Origin of the sequence: Sphingobium ummariense RL-3 (assembly GCF_000447205.1) — a bacterium.
Lineage (GTDB): Bacteria > Pseudomonadota > Alphaproteobacteria > Sphingomonadales > Sphingomonadaceae > Sphingobium > Sphingobium ummariense.
This window is the reverse complement of the sequence record NZ_AUWY01000100.1, coordinates 65,084-82,427: the sequence shown is the minus strand read 5'-3', so window position 1 is coordinate 82,427 and position 17,344 is coordinate 65,084. Positions and strand designations below refer to the sequence as shown.

Genomic DNA, 17,344 nt, shown 5'->3' with positions numbered 1-17,344 from the left:
CCTCTCTTATTCACGACGCTCGGTTTCGGGCCCGCTCTGGGCATTTGCTGCGGCTGGCTGTATTGCGCGGACGACCGGCATCGCTGGCGTTTGTTTCACCGCATTCGGATTGATGGGCTTTTCGGGTTGAAGGGCTGGGCTCGGAGTTCTGCGGCGCTGCCGCATGGGCTACGTCGGCGCAGGCTTCAGCCGGAGAACGAGGGCGCGGAACAGGTCGGCATCCGGACAGGCGGAAGCGAAGGCAATGCGGATGCGGCTAGCACTTTCTACGACGCGCGCAGCGACCTTGAGCAGCCGCAGGCGCAAGGTGGTAAACTCCGCGCTTGCCAGAGCAGCGGTCCTGGGCATCGCCTGCTGGATGCGCCATAGCAGCCAGTATGCGGCAGTGTGCAGTATCAGGCGCATCTGATTGGCATTGGCCGAGCGGCACGAGGTTCGGTCGCTGGCGAGCTGGGACTTGTGGCGCTTGATCAGGTTCTCGGCCTGACCACGCGCGCAGTAGAGCGTGTCGTAGATGTGCTCGGCCGATCCTGTTGCCAACGAGGTGACGACATAGCGGATGTCCATGCCCAGCGTGCTGGCCTCGATCCGTGCAACGACGCGACGCTGGCACTTCCAGGTCTTTGCCCCATAGCGGGTCTCGGCATAGTTGCGCAGGACGGGACACTGACGCTGGGCGCGCTTGACCGCGCAGGCATCGGCGACCGCAACAATGGCGGGATCGGCGCGCAGCGCTGAATTGGTGGGCAGGCCGAACACGTAATCGACGCGGGCCGCATCGCAGTAGGCCATGACCTCGGGTCGACCATAGTGCCCGTCGCCGCGGATAGTGATGTGGGTATCGGGCCAATTACGGCGCAGGTGACGCACCAGGCGTCGGATGTGCCCCGCCGCCTCCTTTCCAGAAGGCGTCTTGCCTGTGCGCAGCAGCATGGCCACCGGCCTGCCGGTCGCGGTGTCGTAGATATGGATCGGTAGGAAGCAGCGCTCCCCATGATGCCCGTTCCAGAACGAGAGCTGTTGATAGCCATGCACGACGTCGCACGTGTCGTCGATATCCAGCGTGACCGCTGTCGGAGGGGCGGGATAGCTGGCGCAGTAGATGTCGATCATCGCGGCCATCATGCTGGCCAGTTCGCGCGTAGTCGGTGCATTTTCCCACCGGCTCATCGTCGGTTGGCTGGCCAGCCCCGCGCCCGATTCCGGCAGCTTGCCGAGCGCCAGGCGGAAGCCTGGATCGTCGCGCAGAGCATCGAGATCATCGGCATCCTCATAGCCGCACGCAATCGCGAACACACGGGCACGCAGAATGTCATCCAGGCGATGGATCACCCGCGCTGGATCGCGCGGATCGGCAATACAAGCCGCCAGGCGCTGGCAAATCCCCATCGCGCGCTCGGCCTGTGCAAGCAGTAGAACACCGCCATCCGAGGTAAGCCGGCCACCGTCGAACGCAGCTGTGATTTTCTTGCGGCCGACTGCTGGGAATCCAAATGAGCTTGCGATATCATCGTTCATGGCGGGTGTGGCCCGTGGCATTTTCTGCCCTGCGGCAGGTTCGGCTTAGACACCCAGTTCCTAATTCAGATCAGAGGCTTACGCCACTCCCGCCAACCCTTCAGGACACTTTTGGTGAATAAGGCGGGCTAAAGCGCCCAGCAGCGGACGCCGACGCATGATGTCGCCCTCACCCGGCGAAATAATGATCCTGATCCAGATCCTCCAGCAGGCCCGGATGCTCCGGCGTCCATCCCAGTACCGCCCGCGTCTGCGCACTCGAAGCCGGAATGTCCATTCCGGCGAAGAAGGTGAACCAGCCGAAATGCGCTTCCGCCTCCTCCGGCGCGAGCGAGACGGTGGGCACCCCCAGCCGCCGGCCGATGATCTCTGCGATCGCCTTGAACGGCACGCCCTCATCGTCCACCGCATGCCAAGCCTCACCCTGGGCGCCGCGTTCGATTGCGAGGCGGAAAAGCCGCGCGGCGTCGCGCCGGTGCACACCCGGCCAGCGGTTGAACCCGTCGCCGACATGAGCAGCGATTCCCTTCTCGCGGGCGAGGCCGATCAGATGGGGCACGAAGCCATGATCGCCCTTCCCATGGGTCGAAGGAGCGAGCCGGACAACGGACGCGCGCACGCCCCGCGCCGCGAGGTCGAAGGCTGCAGTCTCCGACTGGCGCGGGAAGTCCGGGGAAGTCCGGTCCGCCTCGGTCGCGACATCCCCTTGACGTGCCAATGCGAGTCCCGACGTGGCGAGCAGCGGCCGGGCCGACCCTTGCAGGGCGCTGCCGAGTACTTCGATCGCGCGACGATCTTGCGCCACATTGTCGGCGAAGCGCGAGAAATCATGGTTGAAGGCGAGATGGATGACGGCGTCGGCCGCCGCAGCGCCATCCCGCAGCGCATCGAGGTCGTCGAGCGTGCCCCGGCGCACCGCGGCCCCCATCGCCGCCAGGGCCTGCGCCGAAGCGTCCGACCGGGCAAGACCCGTCACGCCATGGCCTGCGCCGACCAGTTCCTCCACCACCGCCGACCCGACGAAGCCGGTCGCACCCGTCACGAATATCTGCATGATCCAAACCTCCGTACTTGATCTGGAGCCGATATTGCGCGAGACATTATCCTGTTAAAGTAGTGACCTTATACTGTTATAAAGGATACCACCCTCATGGCGTCCGCTCGTCCCGAGAGCCCGCTTGGCACCTATCTCCGCGATCGCCGCAGTCGGCTCGATCCGGCAGCGCTGGGCCTGCCCTCCGCACGCCGCCGCACGCCGGGGCTGAGACGGGAGGAGATCGCCCAGCGTGCCCATATCAGCCCTACATGGTATACATGGCTGGAGCAGGGACGCGGCGGCGCACCTTCCGCCGACGTGCTCGACCGGATCGCCCGCGCGCTGATGCTGACCGAGGTCGAGCGCGAACATCTGTTTCTGATCGGCCTCGGACGCCCGCCGGAGGTGCGCTATCGGCCAGGGGACGGGCCGACGCCGCGGCTGCAACGCCTGCTGGACACGCTGGAGGCGAGTCCGGCGCTGGTGAAGACCGCGACATGGGACGTGGTCGCGTGGAACCGCGCCGCCGCCGCGATCCTGACCGACTACAGCGCCCTGCCGCCTGACCGGCGCAACATCCTGCGGCTGATTTTCGGCGACCCGCGTGTTCGGGCGGCGCAACATGACTGGGACGCCGTGGCGCGCTTCGTCGTCGCCTCCTTCCGCGCGGATGTGGCCCGTGCGGGCGCTGCATCCGAAGCCGCCGCTCTGGTGGAGGAACTCTGCCAGAGCAGCCCGGAATTCGCGGCATTGTGGCAGGACAATGCCGTGAGCAGCTATGGCGAAGGCCTGAAGCGCCTGCGGCATCCGGTGCTGGGATCGATCAGCTTCGAATATTCGTCCTTCGTGGTAGATGGGAGGCCGGACCTGACGCTTGTCGTCTACACGCCCGCGACGCAAGACGAAGCGGATGCGATCAGGAGGATGCTGGCGGAGAGCTAGCCTATAGGTCCGCCCTCAGCGCCCCGCCCGCCGCCTGCAATATCTCTTCCGACAAGGCGATATCATCGACGCCGCGGGCCAGAATCATGGCACCCACCATCTGGGCGAGCCGTGCCAGCGCCTCCGCTCGATCCGCGCCGGCCTGCTCCAATATCCCGGCCAACCCCTCGAATCCGCCGCGAAAGGCGGCCGCCACCTCGCCGCCCTTGCGCGCACTGTCAGGCCCGAGCGCTACCAGCATACAGCCCGTCTCCGGCGCGTCTCGGTTCCGAATGGAGAGATAGTCCCGCGCGATGGCGGCGAGCCCCTCGCCCTCCGCTGCCCCCGCGACGATCTCGCGCCAGCGACCCGCGCTCCGATCGAGCGCGCGGTCGGTCGCCTCGGCGGCAAGCGCGTCCTTCGAACCGAACTGCTTGTAGAAGCCGCCATGGGTGAGGCCGCTTTCGCGCATCACCTCCCCGATCGACACGCCATCCAGGCCATGCTCGCGGAACAGCCGGGCGGCCGTATCCACCACCTTGTCCCGATTGCGCCCCGCCTGTTCCCGACTGACCTTCATATCCGCTGCGTCCCGATTGGCCCTTGCATTTATATATGACGTATATCATCTAACCGCAATCTGAGGATCAAGGGGGTTTCATGCTGTCCACCGTGCTTGCCGCTCGCCTGTCCGACCGAGGCGTCCATTATGGCTGGGCGGTGGCCGGTGCGACCTTCCTCACCATGCTGGTCGTCGCGGGCGCGGTGGGTGCGCCCGGCGTCTTCATCGTGCCACTTCAGAAGGAGTTCGGGTGGAGCGCCGCCGATATTTCGGGCGCGCTGGCCATCCGCTTCCTGCTGTTCGGTGGCATGGGCCCTTTCGCCGCCGCCTTCATGAACCGCTTCGGCGTACGGCGCATGATGCTGATTTCTCTCGGAATCGTCGTTGGCGGCCTGCTGCTGTCGCTGGGCATGAGCCGGCTGTGGCAGCTCGTCCTGCTGTGGGGCGTGGTGATCGGCATGGGCACGGGCCTGACGGCCATGGTGCTGGGCGCGACGATCGCGACGCGCTGGTTCGCGCAGCGGCGCGGGCTCGTCATGGGGCTGCTTTCAGCGAGTACGGCGACCGGGCAATTGGCCTTCCTGCCGCTGCTCGCCAGCCTCACCGCCAGCCATGGTTGGCGCGCGGCGCTGCTCCTTGTCTGCGGCGCGATCCTGCTGGCCGCCGTGATCGTTCTCCTGCTGATGCGCGACCGGCCCTCGGATCTCGGGCTTCCGCCCTATGGCGACAATGCGATCCAGCCCGCGCCCGTCCAGCCGGCCGGTCTCGGCGCACTGCTGCTGAGCCCGCTCAAGGTGCTGCGCGAAGCGGCCGGGATGCCGACCTTCTGGATCCTGTTCTTTTCCTTCTACATCTGCGGCGCCAGCACCAATGGCCTTGTCCAGACCCATTTCATCGCCATGTGCAGCGATTACGGGCTGGCTGCGGTCGGTGCGGCGTCGATGCTGGCAATGATGGGATTGTTCGATTTCGGCGGCACGCTCGCGTCTGGCTGGCTGAGCGACCGGTTCGACAATCGCTGGCTGCTGTTCTGGTATTACGGGCTGCGCGGTCTGTCGCTGCTCTACCTGCCGTTCAGCGACTTCTCGCTCTACAGCCTGTCGATCTTTGCGGTCTTCTACGGGCTGGACTGGGTCGCCACCGTGCCGCCCACGGTCAAGCTGACGGCGCAGCGCTTTGGCCCGGAGAAGGCGAACATCGTCTTCGGCTGGATCTTTGCGGGGCATCAGCTCGGCGCAGCCAGCGCGGCGCTGGGCGGCGGTTTCTCCCGGACATTGTGGCAGAGCTACATGCCCGCCTTCGTCGGCGCGGGGCTGCTGTGCCTGGTCGGCGCGGCGATGGTACTGCTGATCAACCGTGGGAGAACGGGAACGCTCGCGACCGCTTGAATCCGGCGCTTGAACCCAGCCCCACCGCCGCGTTACGACGGTGGCATGACCGAAAAACCCGCCCCCGCGCGTCGTCGCTCGCGATGGATCACCATCCCCCTGCGCATCGTCGTGGGTTTCGTCCTGCTCTCGCTGGTGATCGTGACACTCTATCGCTTCGTGCCGCCGCCGGTCACGCTGACGATGCTGATGGATCCCAACGGCATCACGAAGGACTGGCGCAGCCTGGATGCGATCGACCCGGACATGGCGCGCGCTGCAATCGCCGCGGAAGACAGCCGCTTTTGCGAGCATCACGGCTTCGACGCGGTCGCCATCGCCCGGGCGATGCGCCACAACGCCAGTGGCGGGCGCGTCCAAGGCGGCTCCACGATCAGCCAGCAGACCGCCAAGAACGTCTTCCTCATCCAGGGCGGCGGCTTCGTCCGCAAGGGCTTCGAGGCGTGGTTCACCCTGCTGATCGAGGCGATCTGGGGCAAGCGACGGATCATGGAAGTCTATCTGAACGTCGCGGAGACCGGCATCGGCACCTATGGCGTACAGGCCGGCGCGATCCGCTATTTCCGGCACGGCGCGGGCAAGCTGACCCGCAGCGAGGCGGCACGCATCGCCGCCGTCCTGCCGCTGCCCAAGAAGCGCGCCGCCATCGCCCCGGGCGGTTTCACCCGCCGCTACGGCAACAGCATCGCCGCCCGCATCGGCGTGGTGCAGCGGGATGGGCTGGATCGGTGCCTGAAGTGAACAGCTCCCGATAAAAGCCGGGAGGGGGTCGGTGACAGGTATGCCCCAGGGATCATACCAAGAAACAGGGCGGGGATTGCTCCCCGCCCTTTCTGTTCGGACCTGATCGGTCGATCAGAAGCTGACGTGCAGCGAGCCCGACACCGCGCGGGGCGAACCGATCTGCACGAAGCCCGGGCTGCCATAGACGCCGGTCGCCACCGTGTAGGACTGGTTCAGGCCACCGCCGAAACCGCCGACATAGAATTTGTCGAACAGGTTGCTGACGTTCAGCTGGAACCAGGTGTTCGGGGCGCCGAAGTGTTCCAGCGAGACGCGGGCGTCGAGATCCACCAGCGTGTAACCAGGAGCGGCGGCACCATATATCTGCACCGGGGTGAGCGCAGCGGCGGTGTTGCGGTAAGTCGGCAGGTTGGTGTCGTAGACGTAGCGGCGGCCGGTACGCTTGGCCTGGACACCCACGGTCACGCCTTCGAAGTTCACCTCGGCGCGGCCACCGAAGCTGTAGACCGGGGCGCCGCTCTCACGCTTGCCGGCGGTCGGAGCGAACACCGGAGTACCGGCGGTGGTGCAACCCGCGACCAGCGAGACGTTGGTCGGGCAGACGCCGATCTGGATGTCGTCCTTGATCTTCGACTTCAGGTACGAACCGAAGGCGTAGATGTTGAAATATTCGATCGGCGCCCAGGAGATGCTGCCGTCCACACCGTATTTCTCGACCTCGCCGAGGTTGCGGTACACGGAGGCGTTCAGCTCCGGATCGTAGGACGAAGCCAGGCGATTCTTGTACTTCGTATACCAAGCCGAAGCCTGCGCCTGGAGGCGACCGGTGGTGTAGCGAACACCCAGGTCGAAGCTGTCGGTCGTCTCGGGGCTCGGGTCGGAACCGTCGGTGCCCACCGGGAAGAAGAAGGAGTTGTAAAGCGAGTCGGTGCCGGGCACCGACAACCCCTTCGAATAGTTGGCGAAGATGCTGGCCTGCGGGGTCAGTTTGTAGTTCACGCCGAAGCTCGGCAGCACCTTGTTGTAATTGAAGGTGCGCTTCTGCGGCGCCGCCCAACCCGGATTGAGCGTCTGGACGTTACCCGGAATCGTGCCGTCGGTGCCAAAACACTCGACGAAGCCGCTCGCGCTGCTGGTGAAGCAGTTATTGTTGAGCTTGCGCTTGAAGAAGGGTGCGCGGATGCCAGCCTGGACGGTCAGCGCCTGATCGAAGAACTTGCCTAGATATTCCGCCGACACCTGATGCAGGATGGCGTAGGACAGACGGTCACGCTTCTGCAGGATCGCACCGTTGACGTCCTTCTGCGGATTATCGACCGGGAACGGATCGAGTGCCTCGCCGGTGCGGCCGAGCAGGCCAACTTCGCCCGTCTGGCGGTGACGGCCATGGTCGAAGGTGTAGGATAGGCGGACACGGTTGTCGTCGTTGATATCGTACAGCAGCGAGCTCAGCACTGCGAAGCGATGCGTCTGCGTCTGGCTGGGCGATAGCACGTTGACCTGGTCCAGGATGTCCCCGTCACCGTTCAGGTCGCGGCCGAAATAGGCCTGGCCGCCGAAGAAGCCGGCTTGGCACTGCACAGTCGCGCTGTTCGCGGCGGTGGCGCAGTTGGCCGCGCCGGGCGAGCCGGCCGGATTGATGTCGCGCCGCGCTTCATTGCCGACGACGGTGCCACCACCATTGGCCTTCACATACTGGTAGCTCGGATCGACGGTCAGGACCAGCTTGTCCGACAGCGTGAAGCGCGAGTTGACGCGAATGTTGCCGGTGTCGGACGGGTTGAAACGATAATCGAACACGGTGCCGCAGCTTCCCGCTGCATCCGCACGGCCAGCGACGCCCGTGGGAACGGTGCAAGGGGCCAGCGTGTAGAAGCGCTCGGCCTTGGTGATCGGGTAACGGTCACCCGAATTCGGGCCAGCCTTGCGGCCTTGGTCGGTGTCGACGCGGAGCGGCAGCGATCCGAAGAAGTTGTTGCGGTTCGAGTTGAAGTGACCCGCCACCGACACGAAGTCGCCGTTGCTGCCGATCGGCTGATAGACCTTGGCGTTGTACTGCTGCTTGTCGATCACGCCGAAATTGTTGAACACGTTGTCGTTGCGCGTAGTCGAGGCCGAGAACCATGCCTTGGTGCCGAAGGGCGTGAACTCGCCGGTCTGGATCAGGCCGAACAGGCGGAACATGTCGTAGGCGCCAGCCGCGCCCACCAGCGTCACGTGGAAATCGTCCGTGGGAACGATCGAACGATAGTTGACCGTGCCGCCCGAGGCTGCCGCCGTGGGGCTGTCGACATCGGTCGAACCCAGATTGACGTTGATCTCCTCGATCAGCTCGGGATCGAGCTGCTGGTTGGAATAGATGGCATAGTTGCCGGTATCGTTCAGCGGCATGCCGTCAAAGGTCAGCGAGACGCGATCCGGGCCAAAGCCGCGGATGTTGAGCTGGCCACCGGCCGAACCATAAGGGTCGTTGTTCTGGAAGCTGACGCCCGGGATCAGGTTGATCGCGTTCAGGATGGTGTTGCCCGAACCCTGCTTGGAGATGATGTCCTGGGTCAGGACGCCCTTGGCCTTGGTGGTGTCGGGCAGGACGATGCCTTCGATACCCCGGTTCACCTTCGCGCCCGTGACGACGATCGCGTCTTCGAAATCCTGCGAGCCGGTCGACTGCGCGAACGCCATGCCGGGCATAGCGATGGCGATGATCGCTGCGCTGCCCATCAGAAACTGCTTCATAAGACCCTTGTCCCTTTTCAAGAGTGGCGCTTCGCGCCGCTATATCGTGCTCTTGGAGCCGGCGCCGCCTGTGGCGGCCTCTGGCGACGCCCCTGTGATGCGTCGATTGCATTTTTGTTACAATGCGGAATCCAGACTGTCATAAAGGGCGTCAGCCGGTGTGCGCCCCACCGCGGCAGGGCTTGACCTCCGAATCAACATATTGGTTTTGCTTGAAAAATCGGAGATTTTATCCTGAAATCGCACACTGGTGCAATTTTGCAACGCAACGGGAAAATTTGTGCGATGCACGGAACCTGAACGAAAAAGGCCGGCGACAATGCGCCAGCCTTTTCCTTTTCGTTAAAATGGATCGCTTGGGTCAGGCGGCGTCTTCGGCCCGCTTGTCCTTTTCGATGAAGACCCGAATCGGCTCCTTGGTGCCGGCAACCACATCCTTGTCGACCACGACTTCGCCCACGCCCTGCATCGAGGGCAGGTCGAACATGGTGTCGAGCAGGATCGCCTCCAGGATCGAACGCAGCCCGCGAGCGCCGGTCTTGCGCTCGATGGCCTTCTTCGCGATCGCGGTCAACGCGTCATCGGTGAAGCTGAGCTCGACATTCTCCATGTCGAACAGCTTGCCATATTGCTTGACCAGCGCGTTCTTGGGCTCGACCAGGATCTTGACCAGCGCGGCCACGTCCAGATCCTCCAGGGTCGCGATCACCGGCAGGCGGCCGACGAACTCGGGGATCAGGCCGAATTTCAGCAGATCCTCGGGCTCGCTCTGGCGCAGCAACTCGCCGGTCTTGCGCTCTTCGGGAGCGGCGACATGGGCACCGAAGCCGATCGACTTGGCTTCCAGGCGGTCGCCGATGATCTTTTCGAGGCCCGCGAAAGCGCCGCCGCAGATGAACAGGATGTTCGTCGTGTCCACCTGCAGGAACTCCTGCTGCGGATGCTTGCGGCCGCCCTGCGGCGGAACGCTCGCCGTGGTGCCTTCCATGAGCTTCAGCAGCGCCTGCTGCACGCCCTCACCCGACACATCGCGGGTGATGGAGGGGTTCTCCGCCTTGCGGCTGATCTTGTCGATCTCGTCGATATAGACGATGCCGCGCTGCGCCTTCTCGACATTATAGTCGGAGGCCTGGAGCAGCTTGAGGATGATGTTCTCCACATCCTCGCCGACATAGCCGGCCTCGGTCAGCGTCGTCGCGTCGGCCATGGTGAAGGGCACGTCGAACGTCTTGGCGAGCGTTTGCGCCAGCAGCGTCTTGCCGCAACCGGTCGGGCCGACGAGCAGGATGTTGGACTTGGCCAGCTCGACCTCGCCCGGCTTGGTGCCGTGGTTGAGGCGCTTGTAATGGTTGTGTACCGCGACGGAGAGCACGCGCTTCGCGCGGTTCTGGCCGATCACATAGTCGTCGAGCACATCGCAGATTTCCTGCGGGGTCGGCACGCCGCCATCCTTCTTCCCGACGAGACCGCCCTTGGTCTCCTCGCGGATGATGTCGTTGCACAGTTCCACGCACTCGTCGCAGATGAACACGGTCGGCCCCGCGATCAGCTTACGCACCTCATGCTGCGACTTGCCGCAGAAGGAGCAGTAAAGCGTGCTTTTGGAATCGGAGCCTGTCAGCTTAGTCATTCGCCATTCTTTCTGCCCTGCCGCCGGCAATATGCCGGTTTGGGCGAGGGACATTCTGGACCAATGGTCATCCTAACCCGTGGCGCGCCGGTTTCACAAGGGGAGAAGTGGCGCGCCGCGGTAAAGATAGCCTTTAGCCCTCGGTTGTCTCCGCGAGCGCGGGCCGCCGGTCGAACACTTCGTCGACCAGGCCGAAGGCCTTCGCCTCCTCCGCCTCAAGGAAGGTGTCGCGGTCCATCGCCCGCTCGATCTCCTCCAGCGGCTTGCCGGTATAGGTCGCGTAGAGGCCGTTCAGCCGCTGCCGGATGCGCAGGATTTCCTTTGCCTGGATCTCGATGTCCGAAGCCATGCCCTGCGCGCCGCCAGACGGCTGGTGGATCATGATCCGCGCGTTGCTGAGCGCGATTCGCTTGCCCGGCTCGCCCGCCGCGAGCAGGAAGCTGCCCATCGACGCGGCCTGGCCGATGCACACGGTGCCGACCTGCGGCCGGATATATTTCATCGTATCGTGGATCGCCATGCCGGACGTCACCACGCCGCCGGGCGAGTTGATGTACATCCAGATATCCTTCTTCGGATTTTCCGATTCGAGGAACAGGAGCTGGGCGACGATCAGCGAGGCCATATGGTCCTCGACCTGACCGGTGACGAAAATGATCCGCTCCCGCAGCAGGCGCGAAAAGATGTCGAAGCTGCGCTCGCCGCGATTCGACTGTTCGATGACGATGGGGACCAACGCGGCCATGGGATCGGACATGATATCGGTCATTGTGCTCTTTCAGGGTGGTTGCTTTTGCCCAGGCCCTACATCGGCACAAAAGGCGGACGGTTCAAGGGGGCTTGGGCGCCGCTCGGGCTTCAGTCGCGGCGTGCGTGGTCGCCGGGTGCCCGGAAGGCGAGATAGGCAAGCCGGCGCACCTCGCGCCGGCCGCGCACCACCGTGTCGAGAATCAGGCCGCACATCGCGGACAAGGTGGCCAGGATCATCAGCCCGGTGACCAGGATCGCCGTCGGGAAGCGCGGGACCAAGCCCGTCTGCGCATAGGTGACGATCAGCGGCGCCGCCAGGATCAGGGCCGCGATCGCCAGCACGGCCGCGATGATGCCGAAGAACAGCACCGGCCGCTCGATGCGGTAAAGCGTGATGATCGTGCGCAGGATGCGCCAGCCATCGCGATAGGTGCTGAGCTTGCTGACCGATCCTTCCGGACGGGCGCCATAGGCGGTGACGACCTCCGCCACGGGCATGGCCAGTTCCAGCGCATGGACGCTGATCTCGGTCTCGATCTCGAAGCCCGCGGACAGGACCGGGAAGCTCTTGACGAAACGACGGGAAAAGATGCGATAGCCCGACAATATGTCGGTGAAGCTGCGGCCGAACAGCCGCTTCAGCAGGCCGGTGAGTGCCCAGTTGCCGAAGCGATGGCCGCGGCGATAGGCTTCCTCCACCTCACTGCGGCGCGCGCCGACGACCATGTCCAGATTGTCCTCCAGCATCGCCGCCACCATGCGCGGAGCCGCAGCGGCCTCATAGGTCGCGTCGCCGTCCGCCATTACATAGATGTCGGCGTCGACGTCGGCGAACATGCGCCGCACGACATGGCCCTTGCCCTGTTGATAGACCCGCCGGACGATCGCGCCGGCGGCCGCCGCCAAAGCGCCGCTGCCGTCGGAGCTGTTGTTGTCGAAGACATAGATGTCTGCGTCGGGCAGCGCGCGGCGGAAATCCTCCACCGTCTGAACGATCGCCCCTGCCTCGTTATAGCAGGGCAGGATCACCGCGATGCGGGGCGACGCCAGGCCCTCCCCGCTTCCGACCGCCGGAAATTCCTTCATCCGATCCACTACCCCTCAGCCCTTCCGCCATGCCGGCATGGACCATCATGATTAAGATTCCGTCTGCCATGGCGGCCCGGAAATGAAAAGCGCCCGCACTTCCGGGGAAGGCGGGCGTTTTCCTGTCGGCACGAGGCCTGATTATTCTGCCTTGGCTTCGGCCTTCTTGGCCGGCGCCTTCTTGGCGGCCGGCTTCTTCTCCGCGACGGCCTCGCCCTCGGCGGCGGCGGCCTTCTTGGGGGCGGCCTTCTTCGGCTTGGCGGGGGCGGCCTCGGCGGCTTCCTCCGCCTTCGGCTCGGCTACGGGCGCTTCCTCGGCAGGGGCAGCGGCCTTCTTGGGGGCAGCCTTCTTCGCCTTGGGCTTTTCGGCATGGTCGTGATCGTGATGATCGTGGCCGCAGTCGGGGCCGTGAACGTGCGGCTTCAGGTCGCTGTCGTCCGCCTCGATCGCCGCTTCCAGTTCCTCGCGGCTCACCGCGCGGTCGGTCACTTCGGCCTTGTCGAACAGGAAGTCGACGACCTTGTCCTCATAGAGCGGCGCGCGCAGCTGGGCGGCCGCCATCGGGTCCTGCCGCACATATTGCACGAAGCGCTCGCGGTCCTGCGGACCATATTGCTGCGCAGCCTGCATGATCAGGCGATTCATTTCCTGATCGGAAACGGTGACGCCGTTGGCCTGGCCGATCTCCGAGAGCAGCAGGCCCAGACGGACGCGACGCACGGCGATGGCGCGATAGTCTTCCTTCTCGGCTTCCATCTCCTTCAGCGCCGCCTCGGGATCTTCCTCGTGGCTGGCTTCGTGCTGGAGCTGCGCCCAGATCTGCTGGAATTCCGCCTCCACCATGCTCGGCGGGACGTCGAAATCGTGCGAAGCGGCCAGCTGGTCCAGCAGCTTGCGCTTCATATAGGTGCGGGTGAGACCGTTATGCTCCTGCTCGATCTGGCCCTTGAGCAGGTCCTTGAGCTGGTCCAGCCCTTCCAGGCCGAGCGACTTGGCGAACTCGTCGTCCAGCTTGGGCTTGTCGCCGTCGAGCACCGACTTGACGGTCACGTCGAAGGTCGCGGCCTTGCCGGCCAGATGCTCAGCGCCATAATCCTCGGGGAAAGTGACCTCGATGGTCTTTTCCTCGCCCTTGGCCACGCCCGTCAGCTGCTCCTCGAAGCCCGGGATGAACTGGCCCGAACCCAGCTTCAGCCGGATGTCCTGCGCCGAACCGCCCTCGAATGCCTCGCCATCGACCTTGCCGACAAAGTCGATGACCAGCGTATCGCCGTCCTGCGCCTTGTGGCCCTCGCCATGCTCCTCCAGAGCACCCTGCTGGGTCGCGATGCGGCCTGCGGCCTCCTCGATCTGCGCGTCGGCGACCTCGACGGTCAGGCGCTCCAGCTTCAGACCCTCGATGCTGGGGGCGGCGATCTCGGGCAGCACTTCCAGCTCGACCTTGAGCTCGGCGTCCTTGCCGAACTCGAAGCCCTCGTCCAGCTCGACCGACGGCTGCATCGCGGGACGCAGCTTCTGGTCGGCGATCAGCTTCTGCACGCTTTCCTGGATCGAGTTGTTGAGCGCGTCACGCTGCAGCGCCTCGCCATGCATCTTCTTGACGAGGTTCGCAGGCACCTTGCCGGGACGGAAGCCGGGCATGCGCACCTGCGGCGCAATGGCCATCACTTCCTTTTCCACGCGCGCGTCGATGTCCTTCGACGTGATGGTCACGGTATAGGCGCGCTTCAGGCCCTCATTCAACGTCTCGACAGTCTGCATCTCTTCTCTCAAACGCTTTCTTCAGCTGAAATCCGGATGGCGCCGCATGATGCCGTGGATCTGGCGCAACTGGTGCGGGCGAAGGGACTCGAACCCCCACATCTTGCGATACCAGAACCTAAATCTGGCGCGTCTACCAGTTTCGCCACGCCCGCATCGGTCGCCGGTCGGCGCGGCATAGAGAAAAGCGCGATAAGAGGCAAGGGATAGTGGAAGGCCGGGAACTGCGCCCTCTCCCCATGCGTAAGCCCTGGCACCAACCCGCAGAGGAGAAACCCATGGCCACCCGCCCCGATACCGGCCCCGACAGCATTCCCGCCCCCGACACCATCGAACCGCAATCGCCTCCCGAAACGCCCGTTCCTGCGACTCCGGAAGAAAGCCCTGCCGGAGAGCCGCCCGAAATCGCCCCTGTCGGGCCCGACTTCGACCAGCCGGACAGCGCGCCGGTGGAGTTGCCGCCCGACTGATGCAACAACTGTGCGCGGCAGGCCACATATCCACAATTAATTAACCTGCGGCGGGAACTTTTTGGACGATCGCTCCGATAATGCCGCCTCCCGCGCTGGACAGCCCCGCGAATCCATGATTGAACTATGACAGATAAAAGAAATCGGGGGAGGCACGGCTGACAAGAGATGGGGGTCGACGTGCAGAGGGTTCGCGCCAAGCTGGAATGGTTCAAGACCGTAATATTGCCGCAGGAGGCAGCCCTGCGGGGGCGCCTGCGCCGCATCCTGCCGTCCACCCATGAGTTGGAGGACATGGTGGCCGAGGTGCTCGCCCGCGCCTATGCCACCGAAAACTGGGAAAATGTCACCACCGGCAGGGCCTATCTCTTCACCATCGCCCGCAACCTGGTGATCGATACCGCGCGCCGCAACAAAGTGGTGAGCTTCGAGACGATCGCCGACCTGGAACTGCTGCAGGGCGAAAACAACATGGAAGCCCAGCTCCACGCCCGCGAAGCGTTGCGCCAGGTTCAGAGCATCGTCGATTCGCTGCCGACCCAATGTCGCCGCGTATTCATCCTTCGCCGCATCCACGAAAAATCGATGCTGGAAATAGCGGAGGAAATGTCGCTGTCCGTTTCTACGGTTGAAAAACATCTAGCCAAAGCAATCGCAATAGTTATGCGGGCCTGGGCGGAACGTGAGGAAACGGACTTCGAGCGTGCAGGCGTCGGGACCAAATTCGGGCTGCGAGGGCCGGGACGCGATCGAAGCGGAAGCCGCGCGCCTGCTGGCCAGGCTTAACAGCGACCCTACCCCCGAAGCCGAAACAGAAGCGTGCCGGTGGATCGAGGCTGATCCGCGCCATGCCGTGGCCTTCGCCCGCGCCGAGGCCGCATGGGAAGCCGCCGAGCGGCTGAAGAGCGCTGCCGCCGAGGTCAACCTTCCCCCGCTCGAAGCGATCGTCAGCGAAGAGCAGCAGCGCCGCCTTTCCCGCAACATCATGATCGCCGCCGGCGTGGCCGTGCTCCTCTTCATCGTCGCCGCCATCGTTACCGTGCGGACCTTCAGCGGCATCGACCGTTATCAGACCGCCGTGGGCGAGATCCGCGATGTCGCGCTCAGCGACGGCTCCACCCTGCACCTCAACAGCGACAGCGAGGTGGAGGTCCGCTTCACCGACAACGGCCGGCGGGTGCGCGTGGTGAAGGGCGAGGCGTCCTTCGACATCGCCCATGACAAGAACCGGCCCTTCGACGTGGAGGCCCGCTCTGCCCTCATCCGCGCGGTGGGAACCGCCTTCAACGTGCGGATGCGCCCGGCCTTGGTCGAGCTGACCGTCACCCAAGGCACCGTCACCGTCCATTGCGGCGATCGTCGCCAGGAGAGGGTGAGCGCGGGGAACGGCGCGGTCATCCAGCCGCGCACCATCGCGCTGACCCAGCTCAGCCAGCGCCTGATCGGCCAACGCACCGCCTGGCGCGAGCAGATGGTCGAGCTGGACGGCGAAACGATCGAGCAGGCCACGGCCGAATTCAACCGCTACCGCAGGACACCGATCCTGATCGGCGACACCCGCGTGTCGGGCCTGCGCATCGGCGGCCGATTCCGCATCACCGACAGCAAGGAATTCCTCTCGGCCCTTCAACTCAGCCTGCCGATCCGCGCGGTCGATGGCGAGGACGGATCGGTGATGCTGCTCTATCGCGACGAACCCAAGCTGCAGGACGACACGGCGAGATCCTGAGCAGGTGCGAACACCGGACAGGAGGCCCTAGCCCAGCAACTCCCGCACCAGATCGGGCACTAACATGCTGGCCGGCCCGATCCGGCTTTCCTCGAAATAGAAGCTGCCTGCCGATGGCTCCAGGTTGAGCTCGACGGTGCGCGCGCCATAATGCCGCGCCGTCTGGACGAAGCCGGCAGCCGGATAGACCGCGCCCGATGTCCCGATCGACACGAACAGATCCGCCTGCCGCAGCGACGCGTCGATCGCCTCCATCTGATAGGGCATCTCGCCGAAGAACACGATATCGGGTCGCAGCCTTGGCTCGCCGCAACCGCCGCATGGCGTTCCCGGCGGCAGCGGATCGCTCCATGGCTCCGCACGCCCGCAGGCGGCACAGAGCGCGGAACGCAGCTCGCCATGCATGTGGATCAGCCGCCGGGCGCCGGCGCGCTCATGCAGGTCGTCGACATTCTGGGTCACGATGAGCAACCCGCCGCCCCATGCCCGATCAAGCGCCGCCAGTGCCTCATGCGCCGGATTGGGTCGCACCTCAGTGAAAGGGGACACGAGGATTTAGAAGGGTTTTACGGCCCTTGGGTTGGCCGGTGGGGCGGGATAACCCGGCATTATGCGAGATAACGCGGGACGGATGCCACGGAAAACAGGGGGCTTTTACTATCCGGCCCCGAAACCGCCGTTACGTGCCCTGCGGCCTGCCTATGTCTAGAGTGACAGGCCGTTTTGACATAGGTGGGACCAGACCGATTGGAGTCGCGGCCCACTAAGGGGGTTTAAGAGCCTTGCGGGGCCTAACCTTCTAAAAGCCTTCTAATTGGGCGTTTCGGGCCTTTCAAGAGCGGAAAAATCGGGGGCGGCGTGCCCTCTCGCGGCGACGAATCGCAAAAGGAAAGTGGGCCGGTTGGGGTCCCAGTTCCGGGCGAGGGTCCCAGTTTCGAAAATCGGCGGAAATCCGCGACACTAGGCTTAGCGCCTACTCAGGAACGCGGAATCGCGCGGGCGGGAAGTGGGCC

General features: G+C 64.6%; 14 protein-coding genes, 1 tRNA gene and 1 pseudogene. 6 read left to right on the top strand and 10 right to left on the bottom strand.

Going from position 1 to position 17,344, the window contains the following annotated elements; genetic code table 11:
- Nucleotides 1–168: 168 nt before the first annotated feature.
- Complete coding sequence (locus tag M529_RS38855) at nt 169–1,518, bottom strand: IS1380-like element ISSp1 family transposase (RefSeq protein ID WP_013039775.1); 1,350 nt, start codon at nt 1,516–1,518, stop codon at nt 169–171.
- 169 nt (nt 1,519–1,687) lie between these two features.
- Nucleotides 1,688–2,572, bottom strand: coding sequence for an SDR family oxidoreductase (locus M529_RS38850; protein ID WP_021318674.1), 885 nt, complete (start codon nt 2,570–2,572; stop codon nt 1,688–1,690).
- Between the two features lie 96 nt (nt 2,573–2,668).
- Here M529_RS38850 and M529_RS38845 point away from each other — a divergent pair, with 96 nt between their 5' ends.
- Complete coding sequence (locus M529_RS38845) at nt 2,669–3,496, top strand: helix-turn-helix transcriptional regulator (RefSeq protein WP_021318673.1); 828 nt, start codon at nt 2,669–2,671, stop codon at nt 3,494–3,496.
- A gap of 1 nt (nt 3,497) precedes the next feature.
- Here the strand turns inward: M529_RS38845 and M529_RS38840 are convergent, their stop codons facing one another.
- Nucleotides 3,498–4,055, bottom strand: coding sequence for a TetR/AcrR family transcriptional regulator (locus M529_RS38840; protein ID WP_021318672.1), 558 nt, complete (start codon nt 4,053–4,055; stop codon nt 3,498–3,500).
- A gap of 80 nt (nt 4,056–4,135) precedes the next feature.
- Between M529_RS38840 and M529_RS38835 the strand changes: the two genes are divergently transcribed.
- Nucleotides 4,136–5,425, top strand: a complete 1,290-nt coding sequence (locus M529_RS38835) for an MFS transporter (protein ID WP_021318671.1) — start codon at nt 4,136–4,138, stop codon at nt 5,423–5,425.
- A gap of 45 nt (nt 5,426–5,470) precedes the next feature.
- The gene (gene mtgA / locus M529_RS38830; protein WP_021318670.1) at nt 5,471–6,166 is read left to right on the top strand and encodes a monofunctional biosynthetic peptidoglycan transglycosylase; all 696 of its coding nucleotides are present in this window, start codon (nt 5,471–5,473) and stop codon (nt 6,164–6,166) included.
- Between the two features lie 114 nt (nt 6,167–6,280).
- Here the strand turns inward: mtgA and M529_RS38825 are convergent, their stop codons facing one another.
- From M529_RS38825 to M529_RS38800, 6 genes are all read right to left on the bottom strand, one after another.
- Nucleotides 6,281–8,905 (bottom strand): TonB-dependent receptor, encoded by a 2,625-nt coding sequence (locus tag M529_RS38825; RefSeq protein WP_021318669.1) that lies wholly within the window; start codon nt 8,903–8,905, stop codon nt 6,281–6,283.
- Nucleotides 8,906–9,266: 361 nt separating this feature from the next.
- Entirely contained in the window at nt 9,267–10,535 is a 1,269-nt protein-coding gene (clpX, locus tag M529_RS38820; RefSeq protein WP_021318668.1) for an ATP-dependent Clp protease ATP-binding subunit ClpX, read from the bottom strand.
- 133 nt (nt 10,536–10,668) lie between these two features.
- Nucleotides 10,669–11,304: an ATP-dependent Clp endopeptidase proteolytic subunit ClpP gene (clpP, locus tag M529_RS38815; protein ID WP_021318667.1), complete on the bottom strand. Its 636-nt coding sequence runs from the start codon at nt 11,302–11,304 to the stop codon at nt 10,669–10,671.
- A gap of 89 nt (nt 11,305–11,393) precedes the next feature.
- The gene (locus M529_RS38810) at nt 11,394–12,371 is read right to left on the bottom strand and encodes a glycosyltransferase family 2 protein (protein ID WP_021318666.1); all 978 of its coding nucleotides are present in this window, start codon (nt 12,369–12,371) and stop codon (nt 11,394–11,396) included.
- A 141-nt stretch (nt 12,372–12,512) separates the two neighbouring features.
- On the bottom strand, nt 12,513–14,132 hold the full coding sequence (gene tig / locus M529_RS38805) for a trigger factor (protein ID WP_021318665.1): 1,620 nt from the start codon (nt 14,130–14,132) through the stop codon (nt 12,513–12,515).
- Between the two features lie 70 nt (nt 14,133–14,202).
- Nucleotides 14,203–14,287: transfer RNA gene (locus M529_RS38800), tRNA-Leu, on the bottom strand.
- A gap of 123 nt (nt 14,288–14,410) precedes the next feature.
- On the opposite strand from M529_RS38800, the gene M529_RS38795 reads away from it, so the two are divergent.
- The 3 genes from M529_RS38795 (at nt 14,411) to M529_RS38785 (ending at nt 16,331) form a co-directional block, all read left to right on the top strand.
- Entirely contained in the window at nt 14,411–14,602 is a 192-nt protein-coding gene (locus M529_RS38795) for a hypothetical protein (protein WP_021318664.1), read from the top strand.
- A 180-nt stretch (nt 14,603–14,782) separates the two neighbouring features.
- The gene (locus M529_RS38790) at nt 14,783–15,388 is read left to right on the top strand and encodes a sigma-70 family RNA polymerase sigma factor (protein ID WP_031295110.1); all 606 of its coding nucleotides are present in this window, start codon (nt 14,783–14,785) and stop codon (nt 15,386–15,388) included.
- Entirely contained in the window at nt 15,306–16,331 is a 1,026-nt protein-coding gene (locus M529_RS38785) for a FecR family protein (protein ID WP_021318662.1), read from the top strand. Before M529_RS38790 ends, M529_RS38785 begins: the two co-directional genes overlap by 83 nt.
- A 27-nt stretch (nt 16,332–16,358) precedes the next feature.
- Here M529_RS38785 and M529_RS38780 read toward each other — a convergent pair.
- Nucleotides 16,359–16,865 (bottom strand): annotated as a pseudogene (locus tag M529_RS38780) (Sir2 family NAD-dependent protein deacetylase); the annotation flags it as partial.
- Nucleotides 16,866–17,344 lie beyond the last annotated feature (479 nt).